The organism is Salinispora fenicalii, from assembly GCF_000514815.1.
Taxonomy (GTDB): domain Bacteria; phylum Actinomycetota; class Actinomycetes; order Mycobacteriales; family Micromonosporaceae; genus Micromonospora; species Micromonospora fenicalii.
The window spans coordinates 209163-229595 of record NZ_KI911474.1 but is presented as its reverse complement, the minus strand read 5'-3'; the positions used below and the strand labels follow the sequence as shown (position 1 = coordinate 229595).

General features: G+C 69.4%; 19 protein-coding genes and 4 pseudogenes. 9 read left to right on the top strand and 14 right to left on the bottom strand.

Going from position 1 to position 20433, the window contains the following annotated elements; genetic code table 11:
- Nucleotides 1-424 precede the first annotated feature (424 nt).
- On the top strand, nt 425-1336 hold the full coding sequence (locus tag B116_RS0124285) for a hypothetical protein (RefSeq protein WP_397540863.1): 912 nt from the start codon (nt 425-427) through the stop codon (nt 1334-1336).
- A 33-nt stretch (nt 1337-1369) separates the two neighbouring features.
- On the opposite strand, the gene B116_RS0124280 is transcribed toward B116_RS0124285, so the two are convergent.
- Nucleotides 1370-2350 (bottom strand): D-alanine--D-alanine ligase family protein, encoded by a 981-nt coding sequence (locus B116_RS0124280; protein WP_027661594.1) that lies wholly within the window; start codon nt 2348-2350, stop codon nt 1370-1372.
- Between the two features lie 7 nt (nt 2351-2357).
- Complete coding sequence (locus B116_RS0124275) at nt 2358-3671, bottom strand: aminotransferase-like domain-containing protein (protein WP_027661593.1); 1314 nt, start codon at nt 3669-3671, stop codon at nt 2358-2360.
- A gap of 128 nt (nt 3672-3799) precedes the next feature.
- On the opposite strand from B116_RS0124275, the gene B116_RS0124270 reads away from it, so the two are divergent.
- Entirely contained in the window at nt 3800-4465 is a 666-nt protein-coding gene (locus B116_RS0124270) for an N-acetyltransferase GCN5 (RefSeq protein WP_018722564.1), read from the top strand.
- A gap of 22 nt (nt 4466-4487) precedes the next feature.
- Here the strand turns inward: B116_RS0124270 and B116_RS0124265 are convergent, their stop codons facing one another.
- The 7 genes from B116_RS0124265 to murJ form a co-directional block, all read right to left on the bottom strand.
- Nucleotides 4488-5666 (bottom strand): N-acetylmuramoyl-L-alanine amidase, encoded by a 1179-nt coding sequence (locus B116_RS0124265; protein WP_018722565.1) that lies wholly within the window; start codon nt 5664-5666, stop codon nt 4488-4490.
- A gap of 211 nt (nt 5667-5877) precedes the next feature.
- Nucleotides 5878-6201, bottom strand: coding sequence for a thioredoxin (gene trxA, locus B116_RS0124260; RefSeq protein ID WP_018722566.1), 324 nt, complete (start codon nt 6199-6201; stop codon nt 5878-5880).
- Nucleotides 6202-6235: 34 nt separating this feature from the next.
- On the bottom strand, nt 6236-7189 hold the full coding sequence (gene trxB, locus B116_RS0124255; protein WP_027661592.1) for a thioredoxin-disulfide reductase: 954 nt from the start codon (nt 7187-7189) through the stop codon (nt 6236-6238).
- A 183-nt stretch (nt 7190-7372) separates the two neighbouring features.
- Nucleotides 7373-8335, bottom strand: a complete 963-nt coding sequence (locus B116_RS0124250; RefSeq protein ID WP_027661591.1) for a hypothetical protein — start codon at nt 8333-8335, stop codon at nt 7373-7375.
- Nucleotides 8332-9066 (bottom strand): RNA polymerase sigma factor SigM, encoded by a 735-nt coding sequence (gene sigM / locus B116_RS0124245; RefSeq protein WP_027661590.1) that lies wholly within the window; start codon nt 9064-9066, stop codon nt 8332-8334. Before sigM ends, B116_RS0124250 begins: the two co-directional genes overlap by 4 nt.
- A gap of 43 nt (nt 9067-9109) precedes the next feature.
- Nucleotides 9110-10711, bottom strand: coding sequence for a protein kinase family protein (locus B116_RS0124240; protein WP_018722570.1), 1602 nt, complete (start codon nt 10709-10711; stop codon nt 9110-9112).
- 468 nt (nt 10712-11179) lie between these two features.
- Nucleotides 11180-12922, bottom strand: coding sequence for a murein biosynthesis integral membrane protein MurJ (murJ, locus tag B116_RS0124235; RefSeq protein WP_026321771.1), 1743 nt, complete (start codon nt 12920-12922; stop codon nt 11180-11182).
- A 144-nt stretch (nt 12923-13066) separates the two neighbouring features.
- Here murJ and B116_RS0124230 point away from each other — a divergent pair, with 144 nt between their 5' ends.
- Nucleotides 13067-14524 carry a CCA tRNA nucleotidyltransferase gene (locus B116_RS0124230; protein WP_018722572.1) on the top strand — a complete coding sequence of 486 codons (1458 nt, stop codon included), beginning with the start codon at nt 13067-13069 and terminating at the stop codon, nt 14522-14524.
- 98 nt (nt 14525-14622) lie between these two features.
- Nucleotides 14623-14709 (top strand): annotated as a pseudogene (locus B116_RS27740) (TetR/AcrR family transcriptional regulator); the annotation flags it as partial.
- Nucleotides 14710-14806: 97 nt separating this feature from the next.
- On the opposite strand, the pseudogene B116_RS25860 reads toward B116_RS27740, so the two are convergent.
- Nucleotides 14807-15019: pseudogene (locus B116_RS25860) on the bottom strand (sigma factor); the annotation flags it as partial.
- 120 nt (nt 15020-15139) lie between these two features.
- On the opposite strand from B116_RS25860, the gene B116_RS0124215 reads away from it, so the two are divergent.
- The gene (locus B116_RS0124215; protein ID WP_018722575.1) at nt 15140-15544 is read left to right on the top strand and encodes a hypothetical protein; all 405 of its coding nucleotides are present in this window, start codon (nt 15140-15142) and stop codon (nt 15542-15544) included.
- A gap of 6 nt (nt 15545-15550) precedes the next feature.
- Here the strand turns inward: B116_RS0124215 and B116_RS0124210 are convergent, their stop codons facing one another.
- Nucleotides 15551-16198 (bottom strand): TetR/AcrR family transcriptional regulator, encoded by a 648-nt coding sequence (locus B116_RS0124210; protein WP_018722576.1) that lies wholly within the window; start codon nt 16196-16198, stop codon nt 15551-15553.
- A gap of 134 nt (nt 16199-16332) precedes the next feature.
- On the opposite strand from B116_RS0124210, the pseudogene B116_RS0124205 reads away from it, so the two are divergent.
- The 3 genes and pseudogenes from B116_RS0124205 to B116_RS0124195 form a co-directional block, all read left to right on the top strand.
- Nucleotides 16333-16497, top strand: a pseudogene (locus B116_RS0124205) (alpha/beta fold hydrolase); the annotation flags it as partial.
- A gap of 121 nt (nt 16498-16618) precedes the next feature.
- Nucleotides 16619-17695: a serine hydrolase domain-containing protein gene (locus B116_RS0124200; RefSeq protein WP_027661589.1), complete on the top strand. Its 1077-nt coding sequence runs from the start codon at nt 16619-16621 to the stop codon at nt 17693-17695.
- Nucleotides 17696-17819: 124 nt separating this feature from the next.
- Complete coding sequence (locus B116_RS0124195; protein WP_018722579.1) at nt 17820-18308, top strand: methylated-DNA--[protein]-cysteine S-methyltransferase; 489 nt, start codon at nt 17820-17822, stop codon at nt 18306-18308.
- Here the strand turns inward: B116_RS0124195 and B116_RS0124190 are convergent.
- A complete protein-coding gene (locus B116_RS0124190; RefSeq protein WP_027661588.1) occupies nt 18305-18538 on the bottom strand; it encodes a DUF397 domain-containing protein in 234 nt (77 codons plus the stop codon). The genes B116_RS0124195 and B116_RS0124190 overlap by 4 nt on opposite strands.
- Before the next feature lie 2 nt (nt 18539-18540).
- A pseudogene (locus B116_RS28560) lies at nt 18541-18948 on the bottom strand (DUF5753 domain-containing protein); the annotation flags it as partial.
- A 91-nt stretch (nt 18949-19039) separates the two neighbouring features.
- On the opposite strand from B116_RS28560, the gene B116_RS0124175 reads away from it, so the two are divergent.
- On the top strand, nt 19040-19297 hold the full coding sequence (locus B116_RS0124175; protein ID WP_027661587.1) for a hypothetical protein: 258 nt from the start codon (nt 19040-19042) through the stop codon (nt 19295-19297).
- Nucleotides 19298-19327: 30 nt separating this feature from the next.
- Here the strand turns inward: B116_RS0124175 and B116_RS28555 are convergent.
- Nucleotides 19328-20433: RCC1 domain-containing protein (locus B116_RS28555; RefSeq protein WP_033667837.1), on the bottom strand; the 1106-nt coding region annotated here is incomplete at its 5' end.

Genomic DNA, 20433 nt, shown 5'->3' with positions numbered 1-20433 from the left:
CAGTTGTCCACAGGTGGCGCTGTTTCACGTGAAACAGCGCCTCAACCTCCGTGTTGACCTGTGGAAGGCGGCTGTGGATAACCCCCGACCTCCTGTGGATAACGTCGAGACATGGGTGGGTGGCGGTTGCGCCGGCCCGGCGGATCGACGGTCGAAGGAGATGGGGACAGCGGTCCCAGAAACAGTTAGGGTCACCCTCGTGCCCGACACCCCTCCCTCAGTGCCGACCTTCACCCAATGGCCCTCCTTCCCCTTTGAGGGCGATCTCCGCGTCAAACAACTCGATGATCCGGTCGCGACCGAGCCGCCCCGTCGCGGTGAAGGCGACCGGGAATGCACCGCTTGCGGCGCCCCGGATGAGGCGTACATCTGGGTCAGCGAGCGGTGGCGGGTACGTGCGATGGATCGACCTACCGGCCTACCGATGGTGTTGATCCTTGAGTCCCGCTCGCACTTGGATCTAGGTGACCTACCGAATCTGCTCGCGGCTGAACTCGGCGTGCTGACGGTCCGGCTGGAGCGCGCCATCCGGTCTCTCGACGGCGTGTCCCGGGTGCATGTGAACCGCTGGGGTGACGGATCCGCGCACCTGCACCTCTGGTTCCTCGCCCGGCCGTACGGTCAGCTTCAGCTTCGGGGCACCTTCCTGCCGCTGTGGGATTCGATTCTGCCGCCAATCCCCGAGTCGACGTGGCGGGAGAACCTTGCCCTCGTCGCCGCGTGGTTGGCGGACTTCGGCGGGCGCCAACTCGCCGAACCACCTCGAATCCAGTGGCAGACACCGGCCAGCTTCGGTGCCGCAGAGATTGCGGAGACCGCAACGGAGGCCGCGGAGACGGCTGTGGAGACCGTCGTGGAGAGGGTCGCGGCCACTGAGGCGGCGGAGACGGCCCAAGCGGCGGAGCGCGCGGAGACGACCGTGAACGAAGGAAACTCGGTTTTTGTGGCCGGGCGGCAGAGCGCGACAGGAAGCGGCGGCATGGCGGAGAGCGTCGGTGCGGCGGGGTCTGTCACGGCGGGGTCTGCCACGGCGCCCGGCAGGGAGATCGGGGAGGCCGGGGAGATCGGGGAGACCGGAAGCACCGCGGGCACCGCTGACGCTGACGTTGCGGCGGGCGGTGCCGGTGTTTCGGAGGGCCAGTCGACCCCACCCCGGGGCGCTGATGAATCAGGACCTCAAGCGGACGGCGAGAAAGCCCCGGACGCCGAGAGCGGAGCCGTGTTGGTCGGTGCGGTTGAGGGCCCCGCCGGCCGCAGCGACTCCGGTGCCCTGGAGCAGGCCGGTGACGCTTCCCCTCCGCGGCCATCAGCCTCGAACGCGCCTCCGTCGTCCTGAGGCTGGCAGCCGACTACGACGCGCTTCGCCGGCTTAGGCTGCCCGGGCAGCAGCCTGGGAAACCAGAGTCCCGATCATTCGACCGAAGTCGAGACCGGCGGCCTGAGCCGCGAGCGGTAGCAGTGAGGTCTCCGTCATGCCGGGTGCGACATTTACCCCGAGTACGTGCGGCTGACCGTCGGCATCAACGATCAGGTCGACCCGGCTGAGGTCGCGCAACCCGAGCGCGGTGTGTGCGGCTACGGCGAGCTCGGCGACCGCCTCGGCCATTTCGGCGGTCAGTCGGGCCGGGGTGTGCCATGTGGTGCGGCCGGCAGTGTATCGAGCGGCGTAGTCGTATACGCCGTTCCGGGGCACGATCTCCACCGCTGGCAGGGCCTGCGGTCCTTCACCGAGGTCGATTACGGATACCGCCACGTCTGTCCCGGGCAGGTAGCGTTCGACGAGGGCGGTGGAGTCGTACGCGAAACAACCGACCATCGCGGCCGGCAGGGCGGCGCTGTCCCGGACCACGGCGGCGCCCAGACCCGAGCCACCCTGCGCGGGTTTCACCATCAGTGGGAGGCTCAGCCGGTCGACGATGCGGTCCAACACCGCCACCGCACCAAGCTCGGAGAAGCGGTCATGGGGTAGGGCCACCCAGTCCGGGGTGGGGATGCGTGCCTCTCGCAGCACGGTCTTGGCCGAGGGCTTGTCCCAGGCGCGGCGGGACGCGCGGGCGTCGCAGCCGACGTACGGGACGTCGCAGAGGTCCAGCACACCGCGGAGCGAGCCGTCCTCGCCGGTGGCGCCATGCAGTGCGATGACCACCGCGTCCGGCGGGTCGGCGATGAGCGCCGGCAGCAGGGCGACATCCGCGTCGCGCAGTTCCGCCTCCACCCCCACGGCGCGCAGCGCGTCGAGGACCCGCCGGCCGGATCGTAGCGAGACGTCCCGTTCGTAGGAGAGCCCGCCGGCGAGTACCAGTACGCGCAGGTCGGTTAGGACAGCGGGGTCGGCAGCGGTCTTACCCATGTCAGAATCATGCCAAGTCCGGTCCGGGGGTGTCCGAACCGGCCCGTCCTCGAGGCGAGCCGGGAGGGCCAACCGCGCCGAAGACCCGGCGCATGGCGAGGTCCTGTTCCATCACTCCGGAGAGTCGCCGTATGCCTTCCCGGATTCGCTCGGGCGGCGGGAAGGAGAAGTTGAGGCGCATCGCATCGTTGCCGGTGCCGTCGGCGTAGAAGCCGGTGCCCGGCACGTACGCCACCCGGGCGGCGATGGCGCGGGGCATCATCGCCTTTGAGTCCAGCCCGTCCGGCAGCGTGGCCCAGACAAAGAGGCCGCCTCCGGGCCGGGTCCACGCCGTGCCGGCCGGCATCAGGTCCGCCATGGCCGCGAGGAGCGCGTCCCGCCGTTCCCGGTAGACCTCCCGGTACACCTTGAGCTGCTCCCGCCACGGCATTGTGCCGAGGTAGGTGGCCACGGCCGCCTGAGCGAAGCCGCTGGGGCAGAGAATCTGTGCCTCACTGGCGATAACAAGCTTGTCCCGCACCGCGTGCGGGGCGAGGATCCAGCCGACCCGCAGCCCTGGCGCGAAGGTCTTCGAGAAGGTGCTCAGGTAGAAGACGCCATCGCGGCGACGGGCGCGCAGCGGGGCCGGGGCATCGCCCTCGAAGCCGAGCTGCCCGTACGGGTCGTCCTCCACCACCAGCAGGCCGGCGCGTTCGCAGATGTCGAGGATCCGTTCGCGCCGCTGCTCGGTCAGCGTCACACCGGTCGGATTCTGGTAGGTGGGGATGGTGTAGAGGAACTTGATCCGGCGCCCGGCGCGCGCCTGATCGGCGATGGCCGTCTCCAGGGCCTCGGGGATCAGTCCGTCGTTGTCCATCGGCACGTGCACGACCTGCGCTTGGGCGGCTTGGAAGACCCCGAGCGCCCCGACGTAGGTCGGGCCCTCGGCGAGCACGACATCGCCCGGGTCGAGGAAGAGGCGCGCGACCAGGTCCAGCGCCTGCTGGCCGCCGACGGTGACGACGACGTCGTCGGGGGAGGCGCCGCAGGCGGCGTCGATGCCGGAGAGCGACATCACCTCACAGATCCGCTCCCGTAGCTCCGGGGTGCCCTGGCCGATGCCGTACTGGAGGGTGGTGCTGCCGTGGTCGGCACCGAGCCGGCCGAGCATCTCGCCGACCGCGTCCAGGGGAAGAGCAGCGACGTACGGCGCACCTCCGGCGAGCGAGACCACCTCTGGCCGGTTGGCGACCGCGAAGAGTGCCCGGATTTCCGAGGCGGTCATGCCTCGGACCCGTCGGGCGTAGCGGTCGGTGTAGTCGTCGAGCGTCGTGCCGGTCATGTTCCGCTGTCACCTGCCCGGTGGTCGTTTCGCGTATCCCTTCCCGCGGTGTCCGGATCCGGCGTACGATCGTTGGTCGGGGACACCGAAGGGCGGTCTACCTCCGAGCCTACTGTGGGGATGCGCCGATGTCGCGACGTCTGGTCAGCCTGACCTTGGACACCCTGGAGGATTTGCCCCGTACGTGCCGGCAGTGCGTCTATTGGGAGCTGGATCCGGTCTCCGCTGACCGGGCTCGCGGGGCCGGGGATCCCGATCTGGAGAAGGAGGCCTGGGTCTCGCAGACCCTGCTGGAGTGGGGCGCCTGCGGCAAGCTGATCTACGTGGACGACATGCCCGCCGGGTTCGTGCTGTATGCCCCGCCGGCGTACGTGCCGCGATCAATGGCCTTTCCGACCTCACCGGTCTCCCCCGACGCGGCGCTGTTGATGACGGCGAGGGTGATTCCGGCCTTCGCCGGTGGCGGGCTTGGTCGGATGCTCGTGCAGGGGGTCGCCCGGGATCTGACGAAGCGCGGAATCAAGGCGATCGAGGTGTTCGGTGACGCGAAGTTCGGCGACGCCGACGACTCGGCGCGGGCGTGTGTGGCCCCGGCGGACTATTTCCTCTCCGTGGGTTTCAAGACGGTCCGTCCGCATCCCCGCTTTCCCCGCTTGCGCCTGGAGTTGCGCACCGCACTGAGCTGGAAGTCCGATGTCGAGTACGCGTTGGAGAAACTGCTCGGCTCGATGAGCCCGGAGAGCCTGCTCCGACCGGTCCGTCCCACTCCGGCGACCCGCTCCAGCGCGGGCTGACCGCCCGAGGGCACCGCTTCGGTCAGTCGACCACGGTCCCGGCGGCCACGCTCCCAGCCGCCACCATCGCCCGCAGCTTGCTCACGTCGATCGACCCGGTGGGTACGTCTTGTTCGATCGGGTAGTACATTCGCTGGACGGCGGCGACGATCGCCTCCACCACACGGTCCCGGAACCGTGGGTCGATCAGCCGGGAGCGGTCCGCTGGCGAGGTCAGGTAGCCCACCTCGACCCGGACGGCCGGCATTCGGGTCAGCCGTAGCAGGTCCCACGCCTTTGCGTGGGACCGACAGTCGCGCAGCCCGGTTCGCGCCACGATCTCCCGCTGTACGAGGCTGGCGAGGCGTTCGCCGGTGGTGGAGGTGACGCCGTTGTCGGTTCCGTAGTGGTAGGTGGCCACCCCCTCGGCGGCCGGATTGGCGTGCCAGTCGAGGTGCAGGGAGATGAACACGTCCGCGCCGAGCGAGTTGGCCAGGGCGGCCCGGTCAACGTCGGGCAGCTGGTCCCGCTGTGCCGGGCCGCGGGTCAGCTGCACTCGTACCCCGGCCGCGGCGAGCCGTCCCTCGAGGCGACTGGCGAGGTCGTGTACCAGGTCGGCCTCGGTCCAGTGCAGCTGTCCCTCGGGCACGGTCACGCCCGGGTCGCTGCCGCCGTGCCCCGGGTCGATGACCACTGTCCGCCCAACCAGGGTGGGCCCGGACTGTCGGATGGCGTCGGATTCACGGAGCCACTGTGGGCGTCCGCCGACCACCTTGCGGCCGAGGCGTCGGAGCGAGTTCACGGTGTGGGGGCCGCAGGTACCGTCTGGGGCCAGCCCCACCTCGCGTTGGAACTGGGCGAGCGCCCGGGCTGTTCGGACACCGTAGATGGCGTCCGCCCGGCCCACGTCGTAACCCATTTCGAGGAGCCGTTCCTGGAGTGACCGGATGTCCTCACCGATGAGCGGTTCCGGAACGGAGTGGTAGAGGGTGCGGGCACCCAGCCGCCAGCGGGCCGCGTCCAGTGCCTGCCATGTCTCGGCGCCGACCCGGCCGTCCACGCTCAGCCCGCGGGACTGCTGGAAGGCTCGCACGGCACGTTCGGTGTGGGCGTCGAACTCGTCGCTGGCTGGTGCTGCCGGGGTGAGCAGGTCGAGGCCGGCCAGCACCTTACGGATCTCGGTGACCGCCGGTCCACGGTCGCCGGGTCGGATCGGACGCACGCTCGACCCCCTTTTGCACGGACGCTGGCTGGCCGGATGGGCCGGCGAGGCCGCCGATGTCCGGTGCCGGTGGCCCCGCCGATGACCGGCGGTGGTGTCTCTGGGGTTGAGGTTAGGCGCTTGCCGGGCCTGAGGTGTGGCGGCCGGGAAAAGACCTACCCTCCGCACCCGGCGGAGCGGATGCGGAGGGTAGGTCTGCGTCGGATGCTGGTCAGAGCGCGGACTGGATGAGCTTGACCAGCTCCCCCTTGGGCTTGGCGCCGGCGATCGACTGCACTGGCTGGCCGTCTTTGAACACGGTGAGCGTCGGCACCGACATGACCCGGTAGTTACGGGCGGTCTCGGGGTTCTCGTCGATGTTGAGCTTGACGATGGTGACCTGATCGCCCATTTCACCGGCGATCTCTTCGAGCAGTGGCGACACCTTCCGGCACGGCCCGCACCACTCCGCCCAGAAGTCCACCAGAACTGGCTTGTCGGACTTCAGTACCTCGGTGGTGAAGCTGGCGTCAGTGACCGACTTGGTTGCTCCCACTACGTTCCCTCCTCGGGGGATGTGTTTCGGAATTTCAGCTCTGGAGCGTGGCGATGAAGCGCTCGGCGTCCAGGGCGGCGGCGCAGCCCGTACCGGCGGCGGTGATGGCCTGCCGGTAGGTGTGGTCCACCAGGTCACCGGCGGCGAACACCCCCGGGATGTTGGTCTTGGTGCTGGGCGCGTCCACCTTCACATACCCCTCGTCGTCCAGGTCCACCTGGCCACGGAAGAGCTCGCTGCGGGGGTCGTGGCCGATCGCCACGAAGACGCCAGTCACGTCGAGCACCCGGGAGTCGCCGGTGTGCACGTGGCGGAGTCGGACGCCGGAAACCTTGCCGTCGGTGCCAAGGATCTCCTCCACCACGGAGTTCCACTCGACCTTGATCTTGTCGTTGCCCAGCGCGCGCTCGGCCATGATCTTGCTGGCCCGGAAGCTGTCCCGGCGGTGGACGATCGTGACCGACTCCGCGAAGCGGGTCAGGAAGTTGGCCTCCTCCATCGCCGAGTCACCACCGCCGACCACGATGATGTTCTGGTTGCGGAAGAAGAAGCCGTCGCAGGTGGCGCAGGACGACACACCGTGGCCGAGGTATTCCTGCTCACCCGGCACACCCAGCGGGCGCCAGGCGGAGCCGGTGGAGAGGACGACGGCCTTCGCCCGATAGCTGGTCTCCCCCACCCAGACGGTGCTGACCGCGTCTGAGCCGACCTCGCCGGTGTTCTTGAGCTCAACCCGAGTGACATCGTCAGTCAGGAACTCAGCACCGAAGCGCTCGGCCTGCTTGCGCATGCTGTCCATCAGCTCGGGACCGAGAATGCCGTCGGCGAACCCCGGGAAGTTCTCCACCTCGGTCGTCGTCATCAACGCGCCACCGGACTGCGCCCCCTCGATGACCAGCGGCGCGAGGTTCGCGCGCGCGGCGTAAACCGCCGCCGTGTACCCGGCTGGCCCGGAGCCGATGATGATCAGGTTGCGGACGTCGTCCACTGCCGTCTCCCGATTCGTCTGTGTGTTCGCCGACGGCGCGCACCGACGGCGAGTCGGTGCCGACACCCTGAATCAGGCGTCGGCAGCTGATGTAGAGAACGCCATCGTACGAACCGGGAATTCCCGAGCCGGTCATCCGGTGGGTCAGCTCACGTCACGGCACAACACCCCACGACAGGGGTCCTACCCTACCCGCGTACGGTACCGGGTGTCCGTGCCCGACCCGGGTACCCCGCACTCGGGCCCGCTGACCCAGGCCCAGCGGGCACCAGTCGCATCGGTGAACCGGACGACCAGCGCCGGCTGGCCCTCGAAGCGGGCGTAGTCCACCACCTCGACCGTCAACCGACCAGCGTCGTGCTCGGTGCCGATCTCAGCCAGGCAGGCTTCGAGCGCGCCCGGATCCGCCAGCCGATCGAGTCCGATCGGCCCGGCCATCCGGTCGCTCTGGATTCCCACGTCGGATGACTCCGACTCGGCGGTGCCCTCGCCGGAGAACTGCTGCGGCGGGGCGGCTGACTGCCGCGGCGAGGCGGCCAGGGACGCCAAGTCCTCCCGCTGGTAGTCCGTACCGGTCTGCATCGGCGGCGCGGTGGTGCTCACCGGCCCGGCGGCGGCCTGCTCAGTGGTGCCGGTGCTCGACCCCGGACCGCCCGTTCCCCGGTCGAGTTGATCCAGGCCGAGCAGCCCGACAGCGGCCACCGCTACCGCGGCGAGTGCGGCGGGAGCGCCGACCCGCCACCGCCGGCGCCGTCGGCCGGGGCCGGCGGCGGCCACTTGGGGAATGCCACCGGGGCGCCGTGAACCAGCGTGCGGCTGAGTCGGCACGACCGAAGGGCGCGTTGCCCTGCCGGCCGTCGCGCCCTTGGCTGACGTGCGCTCGGTCACCGCATCGTCGGTCCCGGCCAGCGCGGTGTGAATCTGGTCCGCCACGTCCGCGGGCATCTCCTCCGCCGTCCCATAGGCGACCAGGGCGGCGTGGACCTCCGCGACCGCCGGCGCGAGCCAGGCGTAGGCGTCCGCCCAGGCCCCGTCCCGCTCGACCAGGCGGGCGACGATCACCTCGTCGGGAGTGCCCGCGAGTGCCCCACCGATGTAGTCGGCGAGCAGCTCGTGGTCGACCTCCCGGAACCCCCCAGTCGTCACAGCTCCTCCTGGTTGGCTTCGCGTCGGGGTCGCCCCGACACTGATCGGACGCCACCGCGCGGCTGCTGGTTCCGTCCCGGGACGGCTGGCGTGCCTTCACCCGAGAGCAGCTGCTCCGGTGCCGTCCGGAGATACCCGAGCGCCGCCGCCAGTCGGGCCCGGCCCCGGGCACACCGGCTCTTCACCGTCCCTTCAGCGACATTGAGGATGCGGGCAACCTGGGCTACCGGATAGCCCTGCACATCAACCAGGATCAGCGCGGCACGCTGCTCGACCGGTAGCGCGGCCAGCGCCTTCCGGACCACCAGGGCGGTGTCGTGGTCGGGCATGGGAGCGGCCGGCTCCGTGCCCCCAGTGGCGCCCGCCAGGTCGCGTACGCCGTCGGGCAGTGGCACCGTCGGATGCGCCTGGCGGCGTCGGATCCGGTCCAGGCAGGCGTTGACCACAATCCGATGTAGCCAGGTGGTCACCGCCGAGTCACCCCGGAACCGCCCGGCGGCCCGGTGGGCAGAGAGCAGCGCGTCCTGCAGCGCATCGGCTGCCTCCTCCCGGTCGCCGAGGGTGCGGAGCGCCACCGCCCAGAGCCGGTCCCGGTGCCGGCGAAATAGCTCGGCGAAGGCGTCCCGATCGCCGGCGACGTGCGCGCGCAGCAGGTCGAGATCGGAGGAGGGATCGACCGCCGGCGGTCTGTCGTCGCCCACCGGCCGCTCGGTCGACCCGTTCGTCGTCATCACCACGTCCGGCGGAGACGGTGCCGGGGACGCGGTGAGCGGATCACGAGACCTTGATCTCCTGGATGCCGACCTTGTAACCACCGTCGCTCGGTGGCAACTCGGTCAGCCAGAAGAGCAGGTACTGGTATTTCGCGTCAGCATCGAATGCGTCGAAGGTCATCGTCGTGCCGGCGTCTTTCTTGGCCGGCCCGATCGCGTTCTGCTCGTACTCCTCGAAGAGCGCATTGTCGCCCGCGCTCGAGGAGGGGTGCTCGCTAGTGCCCGTGTACAACCGGGCCGACGCGCCCCGTGCCGAGAGCTGGACCTGCAGGGACTTGATGGTGCGGGGCTCACCGAGGTCGAGCCAGATGCCCATGCCGCGCTTGATCTTGCCGAAGTCTGGGTGCCCCCGGTAAGTCTGGGTCGCCCAGCCCTCATCCAGACTGCCGTCGAATACCTTCTCGGCGTCGCGGACCTCAGCGCGGTCCCCGCTATCCGGGTCAATGATCTTCGCAGCGCTGATCTTCGGTGGTTCGGCCGCTGTGGAGTCGGGTGAGTCCTGGTCGGCCGGCGTGGTGGGAGCGGGAATGGCGGCCGGTGCCGCGTTCTGGTCGCCGTCCCCATCTCCGCTGAGCGCGCTGATGCCGATCAGGAGGCCGACGAGCGCGACGGCGAGGAGGCTGGCGATCCCGATGGCGAGCTTCCGCCCGCCGGCCGCGGCCAGCGGTGACGGCTCGTCTCCGGTCTCGGCGGTGAACTGCAGTGGGCCGTTGCTTTCCAGGAAATGCTCATCGGCCGGTACGTCCAGCCGGGCCAACTCCGCGGCGAGGACATCCGACGGCGGGGGCGGGAGCGAGCCGTCCAGTAGGTCCATGGTGAGGTCGTCCAGGTACGCCGGAACCCCAGCCCGCACCTGGCGCGGCCCGGCGAGCGCACCCTCCGGCCCGCGAACCGCATCCGGGGTCGCCGCCCGCCCGTGCCCGGCGGTGGCGCCGTGTAACGGGACCTCAGCGTGTGGCCAGTGGCCGGTAAGCGCGAAGTAGAGGACACCACCGACCGCCCGGATATCGCTGGCCTGGCTGTCAGCCCCGTCGGTGCGCGCGTCCGCCAACACCACCCGGCCGTCGTCACTGATCATGATCGTGCCGGGGTGGACGTTGCCGTGCACCATTCCGGTGGCATGCACGGCGGCCAGGGCGCTCGCGACGGCGTTACCGACGGCGGTCGCCCGAGCCGGGTCCAGCGCCCCCGCGGCCACGAGCTCCCGCAGCGACTGTCCGTCGACCCACTCGCGGACCACGTATGCCCGCTCGCCCTCGTCGATCGCGTCGTAGACACCGACCAGGTTGGGGTGGATGACCCGACTGGCCGCGACGGCGGCCTGAAGCATCTCGGTGGCAGAGTTGCCGCCCGGGTAGCGCAGCACTACTGCGACGGGACGGCGCAACACGACATCGATCCCGCGCCAGAGCAGCCGGCCAGCGCTGTCGTTGTTGATGTGCTCAACGAGTTCGTACCGCTCGGCGAGTACGTCACCGGCGATCGGAGCACCGAAGGTCATGATCGGCGGAGCGTTCTCGTCCGCCTCCTGACCCTCGCCGACCTGGGTCACCCGTCCTCCCTCGGTGATCGTGTCGATCGATGGACCCGTGTTGCTGGGCATTGTGGCTTCCGCTCTGCCTCCCACGAACCGGCCGGCCGTTGTCGGCGTCTGTGCCGACGCCTGCCACACCCGTCGAGAGCGACCTTACCTGGGTTCCCTGCCTTCCCCAGCATGTCATCTTCCCACCGCACCGGTAGCGGCTGCGGGGCTCGGGTTACCTGTCCGGTTATGTCCGTTGTTGGCGGTGTTGCTGGCGCATGTACTAGCCAATCTAGAGGTTGACCGCTAGTAGTTGCCGCAGGGGCTGGGGTCAGGTGGCGGGGCACCCGGCCCAGATTCCCGGGTCAGCACCGGACATGCCTTCCCGCCCGGCTAGTTATCCACAGGATGACTCGGCAACTGAGCGGCGGGGCGAAAGTTATCCACAGCCACATCCCCAGGCTGGTGATCCTTGGTTACGCAGAGTGCACTCCCTGCGGTGGGCAGGTCCGAATGCCCAGGCTGCGAAGAACGGTCAGAACGGGACGCTCAGTGACCGAGCCGGCGGCGGACCATGGCGACCACCTCGGTGACCTCCCCGATCCGGAGCAGCATCGCGAGCCCGAGGTAGCTGAGACCGATCGCCGCCCCACCGATCAGCAGCTGGACAGCCGCCGCGAACCACCCAAGCTCCTCCGGTCGGCCCGGCAGCAGGCGGACCACCAGGAGACCGACCAGCGCGGCTCCGAGCGCGGCGACCAACACCTTGCCCACCGTACGCATGATCCCGCCCAGCCCGATCCGGCCGACCCGGGGCCGCAGCAGCAGCGCGGAGAGCACCACCGCCGCCAGGTACGAGATCGCGTTGCCGAGCATCATGCCGGCCGCCGCGAAGGTGGCAGGAAGGACGACGTAGAGCCCGACCTGGAGCAGCACCCGCAGCGCCACCACCGGAATGTTGGCCAGCGCGGGCGTACGGGTGTCCGGCAGCGCGTAGAACGCGAACGTCAGGAGCTGGCTGACCGCGAAGGGCACCAGGCCGATCGCGGCGACCAGCAGCACGGTGGCGGTGGCCACCGCGTTCTCGCCGGTGAACGCGCCGTACCGGAACACCACCACGGAGATCGGCGCGGCCAGCACCGCGTAGCAGACCGCCACCGGGGCGAGTACGGCCGTGACCATCCGGGTGCCCCGAGACAGGTCGGCAGTGAGGTCGGTGAACCGGCCGTCCGCCGCGGCCGCGCTCATCCGGGGCATCAGCGCGGTGATGATCGAGACCGCGATGACACCGTGCGCCATCATCAGCAGCAGAAAGACGTTGTTGTAGATCAGCAGGCCGGCGTCGTCCTCGCCGGCCACCCGGGTGAGCAGGTTGACCACTACGAAGAGCCCGAGCTGGTTGACCGCGACGTAGCAGAACATCCAGGCGCCGAGCCGGGCCAACTCCCGCAGCCCCAACGCGCGGAAGTCGAAGCGCAGCTTCCACCGGAAGCCGACTTTGCGTAGGGCGGGCAGCAGCCCCGCGGCCTGTACCGCCACCCCGAGCAGGGTGCCGCCACCGACCAACAGGATCCGGTCCGGCCCGACCTGGCCCGGCTGGAGCGCCTGCGCGCCGTAGACCCAGATGTAGAGGCCGAAGGTGCCGATGGCCACCAGGTTGTTCAGGATCGGCGCCCACATCGGGGCGGCGAAGTGCCCGCGCGTGTTCAACACGGCGGCGATCAGCGCACTGATGCCGGTGAAGAACAACATCGGCAGCATCAGGTACGACAGGTTGGTGACCAGGCCCCGGTAGTCCTCGTCCTTGCCGCCGGCGTAGATGCCGGTCAGCACCGGAGCCAGGATCACCGCGATCAGGGCGGCGGCGGCGAGCGCCACCACCGCCAGGGTGAGCAGCCGCTGGGCGTACGCCTCGCCCCGGTCCGGGTCGGCCTTGCGTCGTCGGACCAGCACCGGCACCAGCACGCTGGTGAGCACTCCGCCGAGCAGGAACTCGTACACCTGGTTCGGGAGGAAGATCGCCGTGGTGTACGCGTTACCGACCAGGTTGCCCAGGGCCGCGCCGATCATCAGGTTCCGGATGAAGCCCGTACCCCGACTGACCAGGCTGCCCGCGGCCATCACCAGGCTGTTCGCCGCGGCGCTCCCCTCGGCCACCGCCTCGTCCGGAGGCGCCACCGCCTCGGCGGCCGGCTGGTTCAGCGGCTCGGCCGAGATGAAGATCGCGTCGTCATCCGTCGGTCGGCCACCGTTGCCCAGCGCGTTGGCGCTGCGGTAGAGCCGGCCGCTCATCGTTGTCGCCTCCAGGGTCTGGTCGGTGCCCAGCACCGACCATGGGTCCGCGGGCGAGGGCCTCGACACAGACTAGTGGTCGGCCCGGCGTCATCCGCGCCCGGCGGACGCCGGGCCCGGTCGGACCGATAGGCTGGCCCTCCCATGTCCGACTCCGCACCGCACGCCGCCGACCGCCGCGAACTCACCGCCGCGCAGCGCACCGCCGTAGCCGAACTGCTCCGGGTCTCCCCGGTCGCCGACGAGTTAGGCCGCCGCTTCGCGAGCGCCGGTCACGAACTGCACCTGGTCGGCGGGTCGGTCCGCGACGCACTGCTCGGCCGCCTCGGCGACGACCTGGACTTCTGCACCGACGCGCAGCCGGACGAGACGCTGCGGATCGTGCGTGGTTGGGCCGAGGCGATCTGGGAGACCGGGCGGGAATTCGGCACCATCGGAGTGCAGCGCGACGGTCTGCGGCTGGAGATCACGACCTTCCGCGCGGAGGTGTACGACCAGGTCAGCCGCAACCCGGTGGTGCAGTACGGCACGAGCCTCGCCGAGGACCTGAAGCGGCGGGACTTCACCGTCAACGCGATGGCGGTCAGCCTGCCCGAGCATCGCTTCACCGACCCGCACGGCGGGTTGGCGGATCTGGCGGCCAAAGTGGTCCGTACCCCGGCGGCGCCCGAGGAGTCGTTCCGCGATGATCCGCTGCGGATGTTGCGGGCGGCCCGGTTCGCCGCACAGCTGCGGTTCGCCGTGCACCCGGACGTCCGGGCGGCGATGGTGCGGATGGCCGCCGACCTGGACCGGATCACGGCGGAGCGGATCCGGGACGAGTTCACCAAGCTGCTCTGCGGCGCCGACCCGGTCGCCGGCTTGCGGCTGCTGGTCGACACCGGGCTGGCCGAGCGGTTCCTGCCCGAGCTGACCGGGCTGAAGCTGGAGATCGACGAGCACGCCCAACACAAGGACGTGTACGAGCACACGCTGACCGTGGTGCGCAACGCCGTCTCGTACGAGGAGGACGGCTGCGACTTCATCCTCCGGATGGCCGCGCTCATGCACGACGTCGGCAAGCCGGCGACGAAGGCGGTGGGGTCGGACGGTCGGGTCAGCTTCCACCACCACGAGGTCGTCGGCGCCCGGATGACCAAGGCCCGGATGAAGGCGCTGCGCTTCCCCAAGGAGACCACCACCAAGGTCACCGCACTGGTCGCGCTGCACCTGCGTTTCTACGGGTACGGCCGGGGTGAGTGGACCGACTCGGCGGTGCGCCGGTACGTCACCGACGCCGGTGATCTGCTGGCGCGGCTGCACAAGCTGACCCGCTCCGACTGCACCACCCGCAACCGACGCAAGGCCGCCCAGCTCGCCGCCGACTACGACGCGCTGGAGGAGCGGATCGCCCGGCTCGCGGCCGAGGAGGACCTGGCCCGGGTCCGCCCCGACCTGGACGGCAACGCGATCATGGAGCTGCTCGGCGTACCACCGGGTCCGGTCGTCGGGCAGGCCTGGAAACACCTCAAGGAGGTACGGCTGGAGCGGGGCCCGCTGGGGCGGGACGAGGCCGAGGCCGAGCTGCTGCGCTGGTCCCGCGAGCAGGGAATCGTCGAGTAGGGAATCGCCGAGCAGGGTCGACAAAGACCAGCGGTCGCATGACCTCGGGAAGTACGCCGGAACCGTACCGCGGATCGAGGTCCTGCTCGATCCAGTCGAACGAACCCATCGACGAGGAGTTCGCCCGACGTGCTGCCGCCGCGACCACCGCAGCCCTGCACGCCGGCGTCTTCGATCCGAGGTGAGCGCCTCATCCGTGAACGGGGTCCGCAGCGGACTGGTCATCGCCTTCCATTGATGACACAGAGGCGGCCACGGCTCGATGTCGGCTTGATCAAGCTACCCGGACACCTGGTCCCGGTAGAGGATCTGGCGTACGTATGGCTCGGCGTCCCCCCGGATCCGGGGCCAGCGGGCGTACGCCTTGGCCAGCGCGGTCCGGAGCAGGTCCTCGGCGCCGTGCTGGCTGCCGGCCAGGGCGTAGGCGGCCCGCAGTAGAACACCACCGCGTTCGTTGACGAAGGCGGTGAACTCCCCGTCGATGCGTTCGGACACCGGTCACCTCCGTAACTTCCGACGCCGGCGACCGCTGAGAGTTTGCCCGTTCAGGAATCTAGCTATTGACAAGATTCGGGCGAGGGTGCATCTTTACATTGACTAGTTGGAGGTGTCCGCATGTCCCCGTCCACCCTGAACACCGCCGGAATCCTGCTGATCACCGTCGTGACGATCGGGTTCGGCGGACTGGCCCTGCTCCGGCACCTCGCCGGGCGCACCGCCGGCTACCTGGACAATCCGGTCCGCCGAGGCCTCTGGACCGCCGGGCACGCGCACGCCGGGGTGCTGGTCCTCTTCGCCCTCGTGGCCCTGCCCTACATCGAACAGGCCGACGTGGCGGACGGCACCCGTACGCTGATCCGGCTGCTCATCGTCGCCGCCCCGATCCTGATGCCGCTCGGCTTCTTCCTCTCGGTGGTCCGGCCCCGGGACACGAAGCCCAACAAACTCATCTGGCTCACCGTCGCCGGCGGCGCCAGCCTCAGCGCCGGCACCCTGCTGCTCGGGGTGAACCTCCTCTGAACCCGGTCAGGTGGTGACCGGGGGGTCTACCCCGTCGTTGTGGTGGCTTGTGGCCGGCCGGTTCGTGGCCAGTGCGGTGTCGATGAGTGTGGTGGCGGCGGCGCGGGCGTGGTGGGCGGCGTCGTTGGTGCCGGCGATGGCGGCGGTGGTCTGGGCTCCTTCGGCGAGGATGGCGAGTTGGTGGGCGAGTGCGGCGGGGGCGCCGGCTTTCGTGACCAGTTCGGCCAGGCGTGCCTGGAAACTCGCCTTGTGTTCGCGGATGAGCATGGCGATGTGGGGTGCGGTGCCGCCGAGCTCGCCGAAGGTGTTGATGAAGACGCAGCCACGGAAGTCGTCCTCGTCAAACCAGCGGGCCAGCACGTCGTAGACGGCGAGTAGTTGGTCCCGGGGTGTGTCACTGCCGGTGGCGACGGCGGTTTCGACGAGGCTGTTCCAGATGCCGCGGCGGCGGTGCAGGACGGCTTCGACGAGGTTCTCCTTGGAGGGGAACAGCTGGTAGAGGCGTTTGAGGGAGACGCCGGACTCGTCGCGTAGGGCGTCCATGCCCACGGCGTGGATGCCGCGGCTGTAGTAGAGCCGGTCGGCGGCGATCAGGACATTTTCGCGGATCTGCTCGGTCTGGGCGGTGGTCCGGTTTCGGGTGGTGGGGGGCATGGCTTCCTCTTGTCCCGGTCAAGTGTGGTGACGGTCATGCTGCCCCGACTGGCGCAGGGGAACGTTCGTTCTCTAACGTACTACCCAACGCAAGCGAGAACGATCGTTCTCGTCTTTGGTTTGGGAGGCCTGTCATGCCGTACATCACCGTCGGGACCGAGAACAGCACCAACATCGACGTGTATTACGAGGACCACGGTCAGGGACAGCCGGTGGTACTCATCCACGGCTACCCGTTGGACGGGCACTCGTGGGAGAAGCAGTCCGCGGCCCTACTCAAGGCCGGCGAGGTCATCACGTCAGGCTCAAGCCTGGCACCAACTTGGACGCACGTCCTAAATCGGTGGTCGCGACAATGATCAGTCATTACGATCCCGCCGGGTCCTCCCGCCCGACCTCGCGATCCCAGGAGCAGCCACGATGCCCGAAAGTTCCGTACCGGCCGACATTCCGGCCGCTGTCGCCCGCGCCGCCGAGACGGACGGCTTCTCCGGCGTGGTCCTGATCCGCCGCGGCGAGGACACCCTGCACGCCTGCGTGACCGGGTTGGCGCAGCGGGCCTGGCAGGTGCCCCACACCCTCGATACCCGTTTCCGGGTGGCGTCGGTGTCGAAGATGTTCACCGCGGTCGGGGTCCTGCAACTCGTCGAGCGGGGCCGGCTCGACCTCGACGCACCCATCGTCGAGCTGCTCGATCTGGCCGACACCACGATCTCGGCGCAGGTGACGGTGCGGCAGCTGTTGACCATGACCGGAGGTATCGCCGACTGGTTCGACGAGACCGGCGACTGGGAGGCCACCTGGGCCGAACTGCTCCGCACGCACCCGGTGTATCTGCTGCGTCGTAATGCCGATTACCTGCCGCTGTTTGCCGACAAACCGGCCCGCTTCCCTCCAGGTGAGCGGCACGAGTACAACGGCGCCAGCTACATCCTGCTCGGCATGCTCATCGAGCAGCTCACCATGGCGCCGTTCGCCGAGCACCTGCGCGAGCACGTCTTCGACCCCGCCGCCATGACCGACACCGACCTCCTGCCTCTGGAAGCCGACGCGCCGCGGGTCGCCGACGGCTATGTCCCCGCCCGCGACGGCACCGGCACGATCACCGGCTGGACCCGCAACATCTACGCCACCACCCCAGAGCCGGCCGCCGACGGCGGCGCCACCGCCACCGCCGCCGACCTGATCGCCTTCACCCAGGCCCTGCGCGCCGGCGCCCTGCTACCGGATCAGGCAGTGGCCGAGATGCTCGCCCCCCGGGTCGCCGAGCGCGAGGAGAAGGTCCGCGGCTACCTCTGGCACTACGGCTACGGCGTCATGTCGATCCTCGACGACGACGGCACTGTCATCCGGTGGGGCCACACCGGCGAGGAAGACGGCGTCAGCACCCGCCTCTACCACTACCCGAGCCTCAACATCGACGTCGCCATCTGCGCGAACACCTCCTGGTCCGCCGGGAAGCTCGCCTGGAACATCCACGACCTGCTCCTGCCGTAACTACCTCGGCCGGTGACAGCGCCAATTATCCAAGCGCCCCAACAAAACCATTCCAAGATCACGTATCTGCGGTTATGGGACAGCCACCCAAGCGCGGGTCGTACCGGCGAAGGAGAATAGGCGGATGCGCTGGACCGTGCTCGACTCGCCGATTGGCGAGTTCTCCCTGGCCACCGACGGTGAGAGCGTGTGCGGAGCGCACTTCGCGCGGGTCGCCGAGGCCGCCGACGAACCCGCCGACGACCTCGCTGCCCGCGCCGTGGCTGAACTGCGTGCCTACTTCGCCGGCGAGCTGACCGCCTTCACCGTGCCGGTGCGGATCCCCCGGGGCTCCGAGTTCGAGCGGGCGGTGTGGCGGGAGATGACCGCCATTGACTACGGGGAGACGCTCACCTACGGCGACGTGGCCCGGCGGCTCGGCGACGCCTCGGCGGCGCGGGCGGTCGGCGTGGCGTGCAACCGGAACCCGGTGCCGGTGATCGTGCCCTGCCACCGGATCGTCGGCTCCGGCGGCAAACTGGTCGGCTTCGGTGGCGGGATCGACCGGAAGGTAAAGCTGTTGGAGTTGGAGGCCGGCGTGGCTCTTCAGCGCAAGTGGTCGACGGCGGGTTAGCTGGTCAGGGTGCCGGACCGTAGGCCGGTGAGGAAGTCGGTCCAGCTGGTGGCGGAAAAGCCGAGGACCGGGCCGGAACGGTCCTTGCTATCGCGCACGGCGACCCGCCTGCTCCCGTCGAGCACCGGCCCCGCCTCGACACAGTCGCCGCCGCCACTACCGCTGCGGGTGCTGACGTGCCAGGCGACCCTGCTCGGCTCGATCGGGTGGACCCAGCTCTTCGCCGCCATGCTCACTCCAGACGTGCTTCCAGATCCAAGAGGAACCGCTGCACGGCCCCATTGTGTAGGGCCGTGCTGCGCAGTCGATCGTAGCGTCGTAAGAGTGGGTGTGCCTTGTCTCCCTCGACCACGATGCTGCCGGCGGCAGTGGCGATGCAGCCGACTGGCGGGTACGGCCGGCGCATTCGGAAGGCGTCGAAGGAACCGTTCGGGCTGGCATGTGCGCCCGCATCGACCGGTAAGATCATGATTTCAACATTCGGCCAGGTGGCCACAGAACGCAGGTGAGCGAGTTGTGCCCGCATGACTTCCGGGCTGCCCACCAGCCGGCGAAGGGCGCACTCGTCAATGACGGTGGAGAGCTGGACGGGCTCGGCGTCAGTCAGTCTGCGTTGGCGGCCCGTTCTGACTTTCGGGTAGGTGGACAGCGATGAATCCAGACTCCATCCGGCTCACGGCACCGCTGCTCACCTGGGCCTGGCGTAGGCGGTTCGGGTTGATGGTGGACTGATGCGGCTCAGCTGCGATCCGGAGGACCCGCCGGAGGACCCGCCGGCCGAGTGCGTGTCGCCGACCGTTTGGCGGCTGAGCTACCGGCTGCACCGCAGCCACCAACTCACCGATGCCGGCCCTTGCACCTATGGCGACCCGTTTCCGTGCTCGGCTCGCCGCCTCGTGGAGCGCGGCTTCTTGGCGGCGCTCGGCGTGAAGACTGAAGTGGGTCGTTCGAGCGATCTGCTTGACCGACTCACCCAGGAGGAGAGGTAGCGCTGAGGGGGCCGACCAACGATGGCTCGCTCAGTGCGGCTGGTGTGTTGGTCGGCGTCGGCGGGCGAGGTGGATCAGGGTGGTGCCGGTGAGGAGGAGTAGGGCGGCGGCGCCGATGGTGGTGGGGAGGCTTGGGCCGGTGGTGGGCAGGCTTGGGCCGGTGGTGGGGAGGCCGGGGTCATCGGGGGTATCGGGGCCGGGGCTGGTGGGTGTGTCGATAGTGATGGTGGTGGCCTCCGACTGACCGCTGGGGCAGGTGTTGGTGCTGGTGTAGTGGGCGGTGAGGGTGTGGGTACCGGCCGGGAGCCTGGTGGTGTGGGTGGCGGTGTTGGTGCCATCCAGGGGCATGGTGTGGAGGTCACTGCTGCCGTTTCGGAAGGTGATGGTTCCGGTGGGGGCGCTGGTGGTGCAGATGACGGTGGCGGTGAGAGTGACGTCCTGATCCGGTTCCGGGTTCCGCGGTGAGACCTCCAGCGCGGTGGTGGAACTTGGTGGTTCGGTGAGGGCCATGCTGTGGTCGTTGCCGGCGGCGATGGCGGTGACCGTGGTGCCGGTCGGCAGGTTGACGTTCACTGGGGTGTTGCTGCTGTTGTTGGTGCCGTTGCCCAGTTGGCCGGAGTAGTTGTAGCCCCAGGCGAGGGCGGTGCCGGCCGTGGTTGTCGCCAGGCTGTGGCTGGCGCTGGCGGCGATGGTGGTGATGGTGGTGCCGGTTGGCAGGTTGACGTTCAGTGGGGTGTTGCTGTGGTTGTTGGTGCCGTTGCCCAGTTGGCCGGAGTAGTTACCGCCCCAGGCGAGGGCGGTGCCGGCCGTGGTTGTCGCCAGGCTGTGGCCGGCGCCGGCGGCGATGGTGGTGATGGTGGTGCCGGTCGGCAGGTTGACGTTCACTGGGGTGTTGCTGTGGTTGTTGGTGCCGTTGCCCAGTTGGCCGGAGTAGTTACCGCCCCAGGCGAGGGCGGTGCCGGCCGTGGTTGTCGCCAGGCTGTGGCTGGCGCTGGCGGCGATGGTGGTGATGGTGGTGCCGGTTGGCAGGTTGACGTTCAGTGGGGTGTTGCTGTGGTTGTTGGTGCCGTTGCCCAGTTGGCCGGAGTAGTTACCGCCCCAGGCGAGGGCGGTGCCGGCCGTGGTTGTCGCCAGGC